14 protein-coding genes and 1 riboswitch are annotated in these 15122 nt (G+C 74.5%); of the genes, 6 read left to right on the top strand and 8 right to left on the bottom strand.

What is annotated here, in order from left to right:
• Nucleotides 1-52: 52 nt before the first annotated feature.
• Nucleotides 53-964: an SDR family oxidoreductase gene (locus tag JOD49_RS11095; RefSeq protein ID WP_205307242.1), complete on the bottom strand. Its 912-nt coding sequence runs from the start codon at nt 962-964 to the stop codon at nt 53-55.
• A 230-nt stretch (nt 965-1194) separates the two neighbouring features.
• Here JOD49_RS11095 and JOD49_RS11090 point away from each other — a divergent pair, with 230 nt between their 5' ends.
• Entirely contained in the window at nt 1195-1698 is a 504-nt protein-coding gene (locus tag JOD49_RS11090; protein ID WP_205308932.1) for a low molecular weight protein-tyrosine-phosphatase, read from the top strand.
• Here JOD49_RS11090 and JOD49_RS11085 read toward each other — a convergent pair.
• Together JOD49_RS11085 and JOD49_RS11080 are read right to left on the bottom strand one after the other, a co-directional pair.
• Nucleotides 1689-2927: an alpha/beta hydrolase gene (locus JOD49_RS11085; protein ID WP_205307241.1), complete on the bottom strand. Its 1239-nt coding sequence runs from the start codon at nt 2925-2927 to the stop codon at nt 1689-1691. The genes JOD49_RS11090 and JOD49_RS11085 overlap by 10 nt on opposite strands.
• Nucleotides 2928-2978: 51 nt before the next feature.
• A complete protein-coding gene (locus JOD49_RS11080; RefSeq protein WP_205307240.1) occupies nt 2979-3671 on the bottom strand; it encodes a DnaJ family domain-containing protein in 693 nt (230 codons plus the stop codon).
• A gap of 183 nt (nt 3672-3854) precedes the next feature.
• Between JOD49_RS11080 and JOD49_RS11075 the strand changes: the two genes are divergently transcribed.
• A complete protein-coding gene (locus JOD49_RS11075; RefSeq protein WP_205307239.1) occupies nt 3855-6155 on the top strand; it encodes a SpoIIE family protein phosphatase in 2301 nt (766 codons plus the stop codon).
• An 86-nt stretch (nt 6156-6241) separates the two neighbouring features.
• Here the strand turns inward: JOD49_RS11075 and JOD49_RS11070 are convergent, their stop codons facing one another.
• Nucleotides 6242-6712, bottom strand: coding sequence for an ATP-binding protein (locus JOD49_RS11070; RefSeq protein ID WP_205307238.1), 471 nt, complete (start codon nt 6710-6712; stop codon nt 6242-6244).
• A gap of 88 nt (nt 6713-6800) precedes the next feature.
• Nucleotides 6801-7112 (bottom strand): STAS domain-containing protein, encoded by a 312-nt coding sequence (locus tag JOD49_RS11065; protein ID WP_307822500.1) that lies wholly within the window; start codon nt 7110-7112, stop codon nt 6801-6803.
• A 184-nt stretch (nt 7113-7296) separates the two neighbouring features.
• Here JOD49_RS11065 and JOD49_RS11060 point away from each other — a divergent pair, with 184 nt between their 5' ends.
• Nucleotides 7297-8490: an aminotransferase class I/II-fold pyridoxal phosphate-dependent enzyme gene (locus tag JOD49_RS11060; RefSeq protein WP_205307237.1), complete on the top strand. Its 1194-nt coding sequence runs from the start codon at nt 7297-7299 to the stop codon at nt 8488-8490.
• Between the two features lie 7 nt (nt 8491-8497).
• Here JOD49_RS11060 and JOD49_RS11055 read toward each other — a convergent pair whose 3' ends face one another.
• Nucleotides 8498-8839 (bottom strand): CBU_0592 family membrane protein, encoded by a 342-nt coding sequence (locus tag JOD49_RS11055; RefSeq protein ID WP_205307236.1) that lies wholly within the window; start codon nt 8837-8839, stop codon nt 8498-8500.
• Between the two features lie 195 nt (nt 8840-9034).
• On the opposite strand from JOD49_RS11055, the gene JOD49_RS11050 reads away from it, so the two are divergent.
• Nucleotides 9035-9940 carry a LysR family transcriptional regulator gene (locus tag JOD49_RS11050; protein ID WP_205307235.1) on the top strand — a complete coding sequence of 302 codons (906 nt, stop codon included), beginning with the start codon at nt 9035-9037 and terminating at the stop codon, nt 9938-9940.
• 21 nt (nt 9941-9961) lie between these two features.
• Here JOD49_RS11050 and JOD49_RS11045 read toward each other — a convergent pair whose 3' ends face one another.
• Both JOD49_RS11045 and JOD49_RS11040 read right to left on the bottom strand, forming a co-directional pair.
• Entirely contained in the window at nt 9962-10162 is a 201-nt protein-coding gene (locus tag JOD49_RS11045; RefSeq protein WP_205307234.1) for a hypothetical protein, read from the bottom strand.
• Between the two features lie 162 nt (nt 10163-10324).
• Nucleotides 10325-10972: a hypothetical protein gene (locus JOD49_RS11040; RefSeq protein WP_205307233.1), complete on the bottom strand. Its 648-nt coding sequence runs from the start codon at nt 10970-10972 to the stop codon at nt 10325-10327.
• A 204-nt stretch (nt 10973-11176) separates the two neighbouring features.
• Here JOD49_RS11040 and JOD49_RS11035 point away from each other — a divergent pair, with 204 nt between their 5' ends.
• Nucleotides 11177-13243, top strand: a complete 2067-nt coding sequence (locus JOD49_RS11035) for an MSCRAMM family protein (RefSeq protein ID WP_307822499.1) — start codon at nt 11177-11179, stop codon at nt 13241-13243.
• A gap of 74 nt (nt 13244-13317) precedes the next feature.
• On the top strand, nt 13318-14817 hold the full coding sequence (locus JOD49_RS11030) for a lactate/malate family dehydrogenase (RefSeq protein ID WP_205307232.1): 1500 nt from the start codon (nt 13318-13320) through the stop codon (nt 14815-14817).
• A 28-nt stretch (nt 14818-14845) separates the two neighbouring features.
• A riboswitch (glycine riboswitch) is annotated at nt 14846-14946 on the top strand.
• The last annotated feature ends 176 nt before the right edge of the window (nt 14947-15122 follow it).

The raw sequence follows: 15122 nt of genomic DNA, 5'->3' as shown, positions 1-15122 counted from the left end.
ACGCTCCTTCGAGGTCGGGGCGACCGCTGTACGTCGCCCCCTGGCTGGGCGGTCAGGCGGGGAGGAGCCGGTCCCACTCCTCGGGGTAGTCGTCGAGCCAGGCGGCGAAGCTCTGCGCGGGGCGCCCGGCGAATCGTTCGACGACGTCGCTCACCCCTGCCAGCTCGCCCGCCGCGATCGCGGTGTAGGACGAGACCCAGCCGTCGACCGCGAACGGCGGTGCGGCGTAGACCGCGCGCGACGCGTACGCCTCCTCCACGGTCTCGGGCTGGTAGGTGATGGTGCGGCCGGTGACGTCCGACAGGACGGCGGCGACCTCGGTGAGCGTGAGGGCCTGCGGTCCGGTCACGTCGTACGTCTTCCCGTCGTGCGCGCGGGGACGTTCGTCGAGCAGGATCGCGGTCGCGACGTCCGCGATGTCGTCGTGGGACACCGACGCGAGCCGTCCGTCGCCCGCGGGGCCGCGGATGACGCCGTCGTCCCCGACCATGTGGACCAGGCCCTGGTGGTAGAGGTTGTCCCGCAGGAACGTGTACCTGATCCCCGTGGCCTTGATGTACTCCTCGGTGTGCCAGTGGTCGCGCGCGAACGTGAACGTCGCCTCGGGAGCCGCGCCGACGAACGACACGTAGACGATGCGCTCGACGCCGGCCGCGACGGCCGCGTCCACGGCTGCCCGGTGCTCGGCGACCCGGTCCGGCGCCTCGCGGGCCGAGACCAGGAAGACCGAACGCGCACCGCGGAAGGCGCGCACCATGCGTTCGGTGTCGGTGTACCCGGCGGTGACCGCGACCTCGGAGTCGGGCAGGGGCTCGCCGTCGGGCAGACGAGGGGTGCGGGAGGCGTCCCGCACGACCAGCCGTTGGGCGGCGCCCTCGGCCGCGAGCCGCAGCGCGAGCTTCGTGCCGAGCTGCCCGCTCGCTCCGGTCACCGCGACGATCCCCGAGTCCGTCCTGATGGTCATGCGTCCACGGTAGGCCGGGCGCGCAGGAACTGCCCGGGGGGCGGGGCCCGGGGCGAGACGGGTGATGGCGCTCGAGACGGGTACCCGGGCCCGTGTCCCAGCGGCCCGTCTCGTGCGGGAGCACCCGTCTCACCCCCGTCGAGAGGGCCGACGCACGGCTCGGGCAGACTGGTCGGGTGACGACACCCCACGACGCGACCCCCGACCCCGGCCACGGCCCCTACCGCGTGATGACGGTCTGCACGGGCAACATCTGCCGCTCGCCCATGGCGGAGATCGTGCTGCGCGACCGGTTCGAGGCCGCGGGACTGGGCGGGCGAGTGGTCGTGGACTCGACGGGCATCAGCGCGGAGGAGCACGGCAACCCCGTGGACCGCCGGGCGCGCCGCGTCCTGGCCGAGCACGGGTACGCCACGGGCGACGGCCACCACGCCCGCCAGGTCCGCGCGAGCGACCTCGTGTCCCGGGACCTGGTGCTGCCCATGACGGCGCAGCACGCGCGCGCCCTGCGCCGGATGCACGGCGACGGGAACGTGCGCCTGTACCGGACGTTCGACCCGGCGGCGCCCGTCGTCCCGCCCGAGCGGACCGAGCGCGACGAGCACCTGCTCGACATCGACGACCCCTGGTACGGCGGCATGCAGGACTTCGAGGACTGCCTGGCGCAGGTCGAGGCCGCCGCGGACGGGGTCGTCGAGTTCGTGCGCGGAGAGCTCGCGCGGCGTCAGGACTGAGGCGGTCGCGGCCGGGTCCCCCGCGCCCGGGTCCCCCGCGCCCGGGCGGCCCACCCGCGCACGCTCGCCCCCACGGACCCCGCCGCCGAGCGGGCCCACCGGACCGGCGCCCACGCGCCGACCCCCCTCGCCGCGGGCCCCGCCGCGTCCGCCCCGGGCTCCTCCGGGGGCACCGGCTCGGGCACGTACCCACGCACCCAGGTCGTGATCCGGTCGTACGCCACGGCGCGCACGGGCGCCGCCGAGAGCACGACGTCGTGCAGCGCCCCCTCGATGCGTGCGAGCACGACGAGCGTCCCCAGGTCGGTCGACCGTCGAGCGATCCCGACGACGTCGAGGGCCGTGTCGCTGTGCATCATCTCGGGGGTCCACCGGGGCAGGAGCGTGCTGCGCGTGGACAGCAGGACCAGGACGGGCACCGTGATCCCGAGCCCCAGCTCGACGGCGGTCTGCCCGTGCAGCACCGCGTTGAGCCAGCCCCCGTGCACCACGAAGCCGCGCACGGGCCGCCACGCGAGGTCGTAGTCCCACTCGCCGTCGAGCGTCCTGGACACGGAGCGCGTGTAGAAGCCGAGGTCGACCTGGGGCAGGGGCGCTCGCGGGTCGAGCCGGGCCTGGAGCCCGATCGCGGGCGCGAGCACCTTGCGTCCGATCTGGCGCGCCTGGAACTCGAGCCACGGGCTGTTGAGGACCAGACCGGCGACGCGGTCCTGGTTCCGCGCGGTCCACAGGCTCAGCGTGAGCCCGCCCGTCGAGTGGCCCATGAGCACCAGGCCGCGTTCGCGCAGCACGGGGTCGGCGGTCAGGACGCCGTGCCCCATGGTCGTGAGCGCGGCCTCGATGTCCTCGTCGTACGTCGCGAGGCTCGTGACGAACCCGGGGGTCTGGCCGGGGCGCAGGCTGCGGCCGTACTTGCGCAGGTCGAGCGCGAAGAACCGGGCTCCCTGCGCCTCCCAGTAGTCCGCGAGCTCGGTCTGGAAGAAGTAGTCCGACCAGCCGTGCACGTACAGGACGTCGATCCCCCGGTCGCGCACGCCCGCGGGCCGGGCTCCCCCGTGGAGCGTGTCGGCCGCGGTGCCGTCTCCTGCGTCCCGACGGCGGCGTACCAGCGTCGCGACGACCTCGCCCTCGTCGTCGGGGTCGAGGGGCAGGGTGAGCTGCTCGAACCCGTCGAGGACGTCGGGCACCCAGCCCGTCGTCGCGGCGGTCGGGGCGGTGGGTGGGGGCATGTCCCGAGGGTAGGAGCCGCCGGGTGGGAGCGCTCGCCGGGAGCGGGTGGTTCAGGTCGCCTCGGTGCCGTCCGCCGGTCCGCCCCGCCGACGGCGCCACCACCGTCGCGTACCCGTCGCGCCCGAGCCGTCCCCCGCCCCGGGCGAGCGGTCCCGGGGTGAGCCGTCCCGGGAGGTGCGCGGCGCCGTCGGGCCGGTGGACGACGCCGCGCTGCGGGCCGCACGTCGTGCGCGCCAGAGCGAGACCTCCTCCTCGACGTCCCGCAGGGGCGTGACCACGGGCGGGCCACCCAGGAGCTGGCGGCGGGCGTCGACCACGCGCGCGTTGAACTCCGCCAGGGTCTCGCGCACGGACTCCTCGGAGAACAGGCGGTCGAGCTCGTCGCGGAGCCCGGCGTCGTCCGCCCGGAGCTGGGCCGGGGGCAGGATGCCCGTGATCCGCTCGCGCTCGACGAGGTTCTTGAGCCACCAATCGGGGTCGTACCGCGCCCCCAGGCCGGGGATGGGCTTGCCCGCGAGCGGCAGGTCGTCGAACTCGCCGCGGGCCATGGCCTGCCGGACGAGCTCGTCGACCCACTGGCCGCGATTCTCGAGCGGGAGCCGTGGGCGGGCGGGGCCGTCCTCGTGGGGCTCGTCGGCCTGCTGCGGGGCGTTCGCGTCGGCTGCCGCCTCCGCCGCGTCCTGCGCCGCCTCGCGGTCCACGCGGTACTGCGCGGCCCGGCGCACCGGGTCGTCCTCGGTCATCGGGTCCTCCCAGGGTCGTCGCCGGACGGGTGCTGCTCCCATCCTCGCCGATCGCGGGCGTTGTAGGCTGAGCCGCCCGGCCTCTTCCGACCGGGTGTGCTCGTCATCGGTGAAGAAGCAGCCGGGACTGGTCGGCAGCGCGCTGCCATGAACGGCCCGCACCTCGCGGGAGGGGAGCTGCACATGACCCAGAGCACGGACGAAGAACTTCTCAGCCCGGCCGAGACGATCGACCTCGAGAACTGCGCGCGCGAGCCCATCCACATCCCCGGGCGGATCCAGCCCCGCGGGGCGCTCCTCGTGGTCCGGGAGAGCGACGGGCACGTGGTGCAGTGCTCGACCAACGTGCCCGAGGTCCTGGGGCGCGGCACCGCGGACGTGCTCGGCGCCCACCTGTCCGAGGTCCTGGGCGCCGACGACGGCCCGAGGCTCCTCACGCACGTCGCGCAGCATCCCGACCTCGCGCCGCACAACCCCGTCGAGATCCGTACCGGCGCGGCGCGCGCGACCCCGACCGACGCGATCCTGCACCGACCCCCGCTGCGCGCCGGTGCCGAACCCGTCGTCGTGATCGAGCTCGAGCCCGCCGTCGTGCGCCCCCTCAGCTTCCCCAACACGTACCAGTCCGTGCGTGCGGCGCTCGCGGACCTGGACAGGGCCGGGACGCTGCCCGAGCTGTTCGGGACGGCGGCGCGGCACGTGCGGCAGCTCACGGGCTTCGACCGCGTGATGATCTACCGCTTCGACGCCGACCACAACGGCGAGGTCGTCGCGGAGGCCAAGCGCGAGGACCTCAACTCGTTCCACGGGCTGCACTACCCCGCGACCGACATCCCGCGCCAGGCCCGCGCGCTGTACGAGAAGAACTGGATCCGGCTGATCGACGACGTGGGCTACGTCCCGTGCGAGATCGTCCCCACCGACCTCCCGACCACGGGGCAGCCGCTCGACCTCACGTACTCGACGCTGCGCAGCGTCTCCCCCATCCACCTCGAGTACCTCGCGAACATGGGCGTGGGCGCGTCCATGTCGATCTCGCTGCTGCGCGACGGCAAGCTCTGGGGCCTCATCGCGTGCCACCACTACTCGGGGCCGCACCACCCGCCCTACGCGGTGCGCGCGGCCGCGGAGTTCCTGGGCGCCGCCCTGTCGGTGCTGCTCGTCGCGCAGAGCGAGGAGGACCGCCTGGCCGCGTCACGCACGTCGTCGCGCCTGCTCGCGGGCCTCGTCGCCGACAGCCGCGACCAGGACACGGCGCTCGTCGAGGCGCTCACGGCCGACGCTCGCCTGCTCGACCTCGTGGGTGCCGACGGGGCCGTGGTCGTCGCGGAGGGGCGCTTCGCCTCGCTCGGGCACGTGCCCGACGACGCAGGGATCGCCCTGCTCGCCGACTGGTTCGCAGACCGTCTCGCGGCCGCGGACGACGAGGTCCTCGCGATCGACTCGCTGCGCGTCGCGGCCCCGGACCTCGCGGCGCACCTGCCCGACGTCGCGGGCGTGCTGGGCGTGCACCTCAACGACGGCCAGGTCGTGCTCTGGCTGCGGGACGAGGTGCTGCGCAGCGTCGACTGGGGTGGCGACCCGCACAACAAGGCCATCGCGCGCAGCGAGGGCGACACCGTCCGGCTCAGCCCCCGCAAGTCGTTCGACCGCTGGCGCGAGGTCGTGAGCGGGCACAGCGATCCCTGGACCGAGGACGCCGTCGAGACCGCGGGGGCGCTGCGCAGCCACCTCGTCGAGGCGCTCTACCTGGCCGGGCGCCGCGACGTGCGCGCGGCCGAGGCGCTCCAGCGCAGCCTGCTCCCCGAGTCGCTGCCCGACACACCGGGCTGGACCGTCACCGCGCGGTACGAGCCCGCCGGGGGCGGGTTCGTCGGCGGTGACTGGTACGACGCGCTGCGCCTGCCCTCGGGCGCGCTCGGGCTCGTCGTCGGGGACGTCACGGGCCACGGGCTGCAGGCGGCCGCCTCGATGGGGCAGCTCCGCAACACGCTGCGCGCCGCTCTCGTGCAGGCCGGGACCGCGCGCGGGGCCGTCGAGCAGGTCGCCGAGACCGTGCGGTGGACCATGCCGGGGCAGATCGCGACGCTCGTCGTCGCGGTCGTCGACCTCGACAGGGGCTCGGTCGAGTACGTGACGGCGGGTCACCCGCCGCCCTTCTTCCTCGTGCCGGGCGAGGGCGTCGTGTGGGGCCGGCTGCTGGGCGGTCCGCCGCTCGGGCTGGGCGCGCTGCGGTTCGAGGCCGGGACCACGTCGATCGCGCCGGGCGGCGCGCTCGTGCTGTACAGCGACGGGCTCTTCGAGCGCCGCGACGAGTCCCTCAAGGTGGGCCTGCGCCGCCTCGCCGGGACGTTCGCCGAGCACGTGGGCGACGTCGACGCCGTGCTGCGCGAGACCCGGGACCCCGCGTCGGAGGACGACGCGACGCTGCTGGTGCTGCGCCGTCGGACCGACCCGGCCGAGCCTGACGACGGCCGAGCCTGACGACGGCCGAGCCCTGACGACGACCGAGGGCCGGCCTGCGCCTCGCGCAGACCGGCCCTCGGCGGGAGCTCGGCGGGAACGAGCGGTCAGGGGACCGCCGCGACAGGTCGGGGCGGTCTCACCACGTCCTTGGGCACACCCAGCCTCGCCCAGACGTGCTTGCCGTCCGCGACGAACCAGCCCACGTCCAGGGCGATCCGCTGCGCGAGCACGAGCCCGAAGCCGCCGTCGCCCGGCAGGCGCGGCGCGGCGACCACGGGCGCTCGGCTCGTGTCCTGGTCGATCACGTCGACGATGTACTCCTCGCCGTCGGTCAGGAGCTGGACCGTCGTCGGTGGGCGCCCGTGCCGCAGCGCGTTGGTCGCAAGCTCGCTCGCGACGAGCACGATCTTCTCGGGGACCTCGGCGAGGGCGCCGTCGGGTGCGAGCGGGCGGCCCGTCAGCTCGAGATGGAGCGAGGTGCGCAACGTCGAGAGCTCGTCGATCGAGTCGAGCTGCCAGACGCGGACCACGTGGAAGTTCTCGGGCGGACGGGACGAGGCGATCGAGGTGTCCAAGAGGTTCCTCCGATGGGTCCGGTGAGTCGTACGGGTGGACGGGTGCGGCGTCGCGGCCGGGGGTGGTGGCCGCGGCGACGGGACGGTGTCAGTCGACGAGCGTGAACTGCGCGAGGACGCCGCTGATCTCGAGCAGGTCCCTGATGCGCTCCGGGACACCGACCAGGACAGGGGCCACGCCCCCGGCCAGCAGGGACAGGTACAGCAGCCGCAGGCCGCCCGAGTCCATGAACGTGACCTCGCTCAGGTCGATCGTCACGGGGCCGTCCGCGCGCTGGAGAGAGCGGACGAGGTCGTCCTCGGAACGGTCCTGGACCGCGGCGTCGACCTCGCCCCACATCGTCCATCGAGGTCCGGAGTCGTCGATGCGGACTCCCCCTTGCGTCGTGTGCTCCGGCACTGCTCGCCTCTCGCTCGTGTGATCCGCGGATCTTCTCCCAGCCTCTGCGCGACCGGGACTCGTGCAAGGTTACGGAACTTCACGCGCGGTTTCCTGCCAGGACTCGCTCCGTCACCGGACCTGCACAGTTCACCCGGCGCTCGTCGGGCCCCGTGAGGTGCGGAATCCCGGGCATGATGGGCTCATGAAGGTCTCGCGCAGGTCGCACGTCCCCCCGTTCGCCGTCATGGAGGTCCTCGCCGCGGCCAACGCCCGGCGCGACGCGGGAGAGTCGGTCCTCAACCTGTGCGCCGGGGAGCCCGCGACGGGGGCGTCCGACGTCGTGCGGCGCCGGGCGATCGAGCTGCTCGAGTCCGGAGACCTCGGCTACACCGAGGCCCTGGGCGTGCCCGCGCTGCGTCAGGCGATCGCCGAGCACTACGGGCGTACCTACGGCGTGCAGGTCGACCCGTCACGCGTCGCGGTGACCACGGGGTCGTCGGGCGGCTTCATGCTCGCGTTCCTCGCCGCGTTCGACGCCGGCGACCGCGTCGCCCTGGCCCGCCCCGGGTACCCCGCGTACCGGAACATCCTCGCGGCCCTGGGGTGCGAGGTCGTCGAGCTCGACTGCGGCCCCGAGACCCGCTACCAGCCGACGGTCTCCCAGCTCATGGAGGCGTACTACGGGGGCGGCCTCGACGGGCTCGTGGTCGCGAGCCCCGCCAACCCGACCGGGACCATGATCCCGCCGGCCGACCTGGCCGAGCTCGCGTCCTGGTGCACCGACCACGACGTGCGCCTGATCAGCGACGAGATCTATCACGGCATCGTCTACGCCGACCCCGCGTCGGAGGCCGGCGAGACGGCGACCGCGGCGCAGTACCTCGACGGCGGTGCGGTCGTCGTGAACTCGTTCTCCAAGTACTGGGCCATGACCGGGTGGCGGCTCGGGTGGCTCGTGCTGCCCGAGGACCTCGTGGCCCCGGTCGACGCGCTCGCGGGCAACATCGCGCTGAGCCCCCCCGCGCTCGCGCAGCACGCGGGCGTCGCGGCGCTGTCCCCCGAGGGGTACGCGGCCGCCGTGGCGAACGTCGCCCGGTACGCGGACTCGCGCGCGCTCGTGCTCGACCGGCTCGACGACCTGGGCTGGGACCCGGTCGCCCCGGCGGACGGCGCGTTCTACGTCTACGCGAACGTCGCGGAGTCGGGGCTGGACTCGGTCACGTGGTGCGAGCGGCTGCTCGCCGACACGGGGGTCGCGCTCACCCCGGGGACGGACTTCGACGGCGTGCGCGGCCACGAGTGGGTCCGGTTGTCGTTCGCGGCCGCGCCCGAGGTCGTGGCCGAGGCCGTCGACCGGATCGTCGCCTGGCGCGCGGCGGGCTACCGCCCGGTGTGACGAGCCGTCAGGCGGCCAGGTCCACGGCACGCACCTGGGCGGCGGGGGCCTCGAGGGCGATGACGACCGCCTCGGTCGCGCGGCGGCGTCGAGCCTTGACGAGCACCACGATGGCCTGACCGCCGATGACGATCCACACCACGTTCGCGACCGCCGAGGGCCATACCCCGTTGACCGCCGCGACCAGGCACATGAGACCCGCGCCCACGAAGTTCGTGAGCTGGAACCGCAGCGAGTCCCCTGACCAGCGACCACGTGTGACCATCGCGTACGCCGTGACGGCCGCGATCGCGCCGACCCATCCGAGCGGGGTCACGACCAGGTCGACGAGGGCGGGGGAAGCGGACATGGCGGTCTCCGGGCAGGGGTCACGAAGGGATCGGGGAGGGGGGTCCTGGTGGGAGCTGCGACGCTGCAGCGACCAGGTGGATTGTGGGCGCCAGCCCCTTTTGAGGAGGACCAGCCGGCGCCACGTCACAAGTGTGACCCCGAAAATCATTCAGCACAATTGAAGAACTCTGACGTGGCCGTTTAGCATCTCTACATGGCCACGGACCCACGAAGACTTGGTTTCCTGCTTGCCGTGCACCGGGCCGGAGGTGTCCTGGCGGCAGCCGACCTGCTGCACGTGACGCCCTCGGCCGTGTCTCAGCAAATAGCGCGTCTGGAGGCCGAGGAGAAGATCCAGGTCCTCGACCGCGGGCCTCGTGGCGTGACGCTGACGCCCGCAGGTCGCATCCTCGCCGAGGCCGCCGAACGCATCGAGTCCGAGATGGTCGAGGCCCGCAAGGCCATCGTCGCGATGAGCGAGGAGATGACGGGGACGGTGTCGGTCGGGTCGTTCCAGACGGCGATCCGAGCGGTCGTCGGTCCGACGTTCGCATCGCTCGAGTCGCGCTATCCCGGCGTCGAGCTCGACGTCCAGGAGCTCGAGCCCGCGGAGGCCCTGCGGCTCCTGCGCAGCGGCGACCTGGACGTCGTCCTGCTGGAGCGTGACGAGGACGCCGACTCCCCCGCGCCGCGCGGCATGCGCGAGGTCCCGCTGCTCGACGAGCCGTGGCGCGTCGTCGTGCCCGCGACCTTCCCCACGCCCGCGCGCCTCGACGACGTGCGCGACGCCGTCTGGCTGGGACCCGAACCCACGACGGCCGCGGCCCGCGCCCTGCGCCGCCTCTCGCGCACCCTCGGCACGACGCTCCGCACGCGTCACTCCTACTACGACTTCGACGTGGCGCTCGCGCTCGTCGCGGCCGGCCAGGGCGTCGCGATGCTCCCGGCGCTCGCCGTGCAGGGCGAGATGCCCGACGGCGTCACGGTCGTCCCGCTCCCGGGCCTCGGTTCGCGACGCCTCGTCGCACGGCACCGGGCGACCCGGCACGAACCCCGGCCCGTCGTGAACGCGGTCATCGACGAGATGGTCACCGCGGCCGCAGCGATCGAGCTGGGCTGAACGGGCTGGGCCGAAGAACGCTCAGCGCCTGCCGACCGACAGGCTCCCCTCGTCGAGCACCGCCAGCTCGTCCAGGACCCGGGTGAGGGTGCCCGCCGACCGGTCCCAGCGCATCGACCGGGGGTCCGCCGGAAGATCGGCGACCCGGGCCGGGGCCTCCGGCACGGCGAGGTGGCGCGGGACGTAGGCGGTCGTCCGGGGCTGCTGGTCCTGCGACGTCATGTCCATGCTGGGTGAAGCCCCCTCGGGCGCTCGTGGTGGTCCCCGTCGCGCACGTGCGACGAGGTGAGCACCTCATCCTGCCCGCCGCGCGAGCGGTGGGCAGGAGGCGCGCCCTCGGACGTGGGCGGGACCCTGGGGAGAGTCGTGGAGATCGTGTGGGTGCTAGTCACGGACGAAGACCTGGTACCGCTCGGGGTCCTTCTGGGCCGCGACGACCGAGGCGACCCGCGCCTCGGCCTCCTCCCTGGTCGGCAGTACGTCGCAGTCGAAGACGTCGTACAGCGTGATCGAGGTGTGCGCCCACCCGAGGAACGGGGTGCTCCCCGCCGGGCAGCTCCCGACGAGCGGGTACACGAAGACGATCTGCTTGCCGGTCTGGAGTCCGACCTTGCGCGCGATGCCCTGCGCGGTGTCGACGATCAGGCTGCGGTTGGTCGTGATCTGCTCGGGCACGCCCGGGTCCTGAACGCTCGCGTCGACCTGTTCCTGCACGTGGGCCCGGACGCGCTCGGGCAGCGGCTCGCTGCTCGTGACCACGACCCGCGACTTGTCGGGCAGGACGAAGGCGTGCTTCCCGGCAGGAAGCCTGTCGACGTCCTCCACGGCGATCGGCTCTCCCGTGGCGACGGTGAGCTCACCGGGTGCGGGCGACTCGGCCGCGTCGACCATCGACGACCCCTCGGCGCCCGGGCCTCGCGAGCCCTCGCCGCCGCCCTCGACGCAGCCGTCGAGCAGTGCGAGCAGCGCGAGGAGCACGAGCGTGGCTGCTGCCAGCCAGAACGCCGCGCGGCGATTCTCGGGGCTCGTCACAGAGCACACCTCCGTCGATCTCGTGCGTGCTCACCCGGAGCACAGGTCGGTTTTCCTCCTCTCTATGCGGCGGGAGGATCGTCGGCCTGCGTGCTCGCTCCTGCGTCGACGCGTGCGGGCCTGCATGGACGGGTGGGCCCGCGCCTGCGCCGACCGGTTCCGTCCCGGCGCGCGCGGCCCGGCACGGACTCGTACCGTGTGGGGGTGCGCGTACCTCACGCTCGCCGGGTCCCCCGGGCGCCCCAGGGCTCCCGGCTGCTGTCGACGCCGACCACCCGGCTTCTCGGGCTCGTCCTGGCCCTCGCCCTCGCCCTGCTGGTCGGGGCCGGTGCCGCAGGGCCTGCGACAGCGGCGACCACGGCCGGCTGGGCGGCCTGGGACCCGCTCGCCGGCACGGGCGGCACCTTCACGACCACGATGCGGCTGCCCGCGGGGGGCTTCCCGGCCGCGACCGTGACGTCGGACTCGCGGGCCGGGCAGGTGGGCGTCCAGTCGGGGGCCAGCTCGTGGTTGAGCGCCACGACACCCGTCGGCTCCCGGTACGGGTCGAGCCAGGGGCAGCCCTACCTGAACCTGCGCCCGCGGGCCGACACGCCGACGACTCCGTCGACCACGACCTACACGTTCGAGCGCCCCACCCCCGCGAGCGGGTGGACGTTCGTGCTGGGGGACATCGACGCAGACCAGGTGACGGTCGTCGCGCGGGGTGGAGGTGGCCGGCTCCTGACGGGCGCCGAGCTGGGCTACCAGGGCGGGTTCAACTACTGCGCCGTCACCCCGAGCCCCGCCTGCACGGGGACGGACGTCCCGACGTGGGACCCCGCCACGGGTGTGCTGCGGGGGAACGCGACCGCGACCGACACGTCGGGGGCCACGGGCTGGTTCGAGCCCACGGTGCCCGTCACGAGCCTGACGTTCCTGTTCCAGCAGCGGTCCGGGCTCCCGGTCTTCCAGACCTGGTTCGCCTCGCTCGCGCGCGACGTCACCGGGACGGTCGCGCTGCAGGGCGCGGGTCCGGTGGGCGGCGCGAGGCTCACGCTCCTGTCCCCCGACGGTGTCCGGCTCGCGACCACGACCTCGGGGACCGACGGCACGTACTCGTTCGCCGGGTACACCGCGGCGGACGGCTACACGGTCGAGGTCGCCCCGCCGCCTGCCCCGACGGGCCAGGCGGGGTACGTCGTGGTCGGCCCCGGCGCCCTGCCGGCCGACCTCGCCGCGACCGACGCGAGCGGAGTCGACTTCACGGTCCGGCCGATCGTCCCCGTCCCGGTCGGAGGAACCGTCCTGACCGATGACGGGACACCGGTCCCGGGAGCCACGATCACGATCACGGGGGCGAGCGGGCCGATCACGGCCGTGACCGACTCGAACGGGACCTACCTCGTGGACCAGGTCGCGGTCGGGCAGCACACCGTGACCGTGACACCGCCGCCCGGGTACACGGTGGACGAGCCGAGCCGGTCGTTCGAGGTGCTCCCGGGGGACGAGGCGCTGCGCACCGTGAGCTTCGTGGCCTCAGCCCTGCCGTCGGTCTCCGGGACGGTCACGGCGGGCGGACAGGGCGTCGCGGGGACCCTGGTGACCTTCACGGGCCCGGGCGGCGCGACGGGCAGCACCCTCACGGCCGCGGACGGCACGTACCGGTTCGACCTCCTCCCCGCCGGTCCGTACACGGTCACGGTCGATCCCCCGCCCGGCTTCACGGTGGACGGGCCGGGATCGCGTGCGGTCACGCTGGGAGCGGCGGACGTGACCGGGATCGACTTCACGCTCGCCCGGCCGGGCGCGATCGGGGGCACGGTCACGGCCGACGACGGCGCTCCGGTCCCGGGAGCGACCGTCCTGGTCAGCGGTCCCGGCGGCGACGTCCCGCTCACGACCGGCCCGGACGGGACCTACTTCGTCGACGGGCTCGGCCCGGGCGGGTACACGATCGCGCTGGCCGTCCCGGAGGGTTTCACGAGCCCGGCACCTGCGGAGCGCACCGTGACCCTCACGAGCGCGGGCGAGTCGCGACTCGACCAGGACTTCGCGGTCGAGGTGGCGCTCCCCGTCGACCCGCCGCCGCCCGTCTCCCCCGGGACCTCTCCGGGCTCCGCCTCCGGCGTGCCGGCCCCCGGCGCCACGGTGAGCACACCCGGCCCGACGGCCCCGGCACGGCTCGCGTCCTCGGGCGCCGACCCGACCGCCCCGCTCGCGGTCGCCGCTGCGCTGACCACCGCGGGGCTCGCCCTGGTGGGCGGACGGGCGCTGCGCCGTCGGGCCTGAGGACGTCCCTCCCGACCGAGCCCGGCCGAGACGTCCTGCCTGCGGAGGGGACTTTCCGGACGTAGCCTGCTCGGATGGACGTAGCGGTGCTCGGAGCGACCGGCGACGTCGGGCGGCAGGTCGTCACGCAGCTCGTCGAGCGGCGCGTCCTGCCCACGACCTCCCGGCTGCAGCTCGTCGGCCGACCCGGTGGTGCGTCGGGGCGCGCGGTCCACGGGCTGCGCGCGGACCTCGTCGACGCCTACGACGAGCACGCCCCGCTCATCGACGTGGCCCACTCCCCCGACGACGTCGTGGCCGACGTCGTCGTGGTCGCGGCCGGCGCGACGACGCCCGCCCGCTCGGGCGCCTCGCTCGACCGGACCGGGCTCGCGGTCGCCAACCGCGAGGTCTTCGCCGAGTACGCCGACGCGATCGCGCGGTACGGCTCGGGGCACGAGGTCGTGATCGTGGTGTCCAACCCCGTCGAGGTCGGCGTCGCCGTGATGGCCCGGGCGCTGGGCGCGCGACGCGTCGTCGGCATGGGGGCCTGGCTCGACACGCTGCGCTTCCGGCGCGAGATCGCCGTCGAGCTGGGCGTGCGACGGCACCGCGTGGGCGGCTTCGTCGGGGGCCAGCACGGCGAGGACGCCGTGCCGCTGTGGTCGACCGTCCGCCTCAGCGGGCACGACGTCGCCGAGCGCGACCGTGCCGTGCGGCTCCTGCGCCGGGGACGTACGCTCGACGCGTTCCCCGACGAGATCGCCGCGGCCAAGGCAGAGCTCGTCGAGGTCGCGGCCACCGACGTCGGCGCCGCGTACCGCCTGATCGACACCTGGCCCGCCGACCTGCGCGTCGTCGCGCGCCCCTGGATGACGCACCAGAGCGGCGCCAAGACCGCGACCGCCACGGCGTCCGCGACGGTCGACCTCGTCGAGGTCGTGCTCGACGGCCGGGAGATCGTCGTGGCCGGGCAGGTCGCGCTCGACGGCGAGGTGGCGCTCGCGGGCGAGCCGCAGCGCGGCGTCCTGGGCGTCCCGCTCGTGCTGGGCCCCGAGGGATGGACGCGCGTCCTCCTGGACGCCCTGCCCGACGACGAGACGCACCGCCTGCGCGGAGCGGCGGCAGCCGTGGGGTCGGCCCTGCGGGCGGCCGGCGGTCCGGGTGCGCGGGGTGGCGCGGGTGCCGGGACCGGCGGCGTGGCCGCGACCGCTGGTGCCGGCGGGACCGGTGCCGGGCCGGACCGCCGCGGACAGCCCGGCACGGGTGACGGTCCGGGCCGGGACGGCGGGGTCGGCCGACCCGAGACGCCCGAGCCCTCGTGGGTGGCGCAGGTCGAGGGGCTCCACCGCGCGGGCACCCTGACCGGCCTCACGGGCGTGTTCTCGACGCGCGGCGTGAGCTTCGAGCGTCTCGCGACCGAGGAGGTCGAGGGCGACGGCGACGCGGGCACGATCCACGTGAGCTTCCGGGCCAGCGAGCGTCGAGCCCGGGCGCTCGAACGCGCGGTGGGTCGACTCGCGACGGTGCGCTCCGTCGTCGTGCACGGCGCTCCCCACGAGACGCCTGCGCCGCCGCCGGACCGCGCGCGCTAGGCTGGGCGCACAACCACATACTGCTGCTCGAACCACCGCGGGAGAGCCCGGCCACCTCAGGGTGAGGTCGGCGCCGAAGGAGCAACTCCTCCCCGAGAATCTCTCAGGCCGACGTACCGCGGTGGCGAGGCAACTCTGGAAAGCGGTGGCTTCGCGTCCGCCCGCGGGCGCAGGAGTCCCCTACCGACGGTGCAAGCCGGCGCGCCCCGGGTCCGTGAGGACCATGGCGGACCGGCAAAACTCTCAGGTCGACGCTGCGCGTCCGATGACAGAGCGGGGAGGAACGGGCAGGCCCAGGGTCTGCC

This window comes from Oerskovia jenensis (assembly GCF_016907235.1).
Lineage (GTDB): Bacteria > Actinomycetota > Actinomycetes > Actinomycetales > Cellulomonadaceae > Oerskovia > Oerskovia jenensis.
This window is presented reverse-complemented; position numbering and strand designations above follow the sequence as displayed.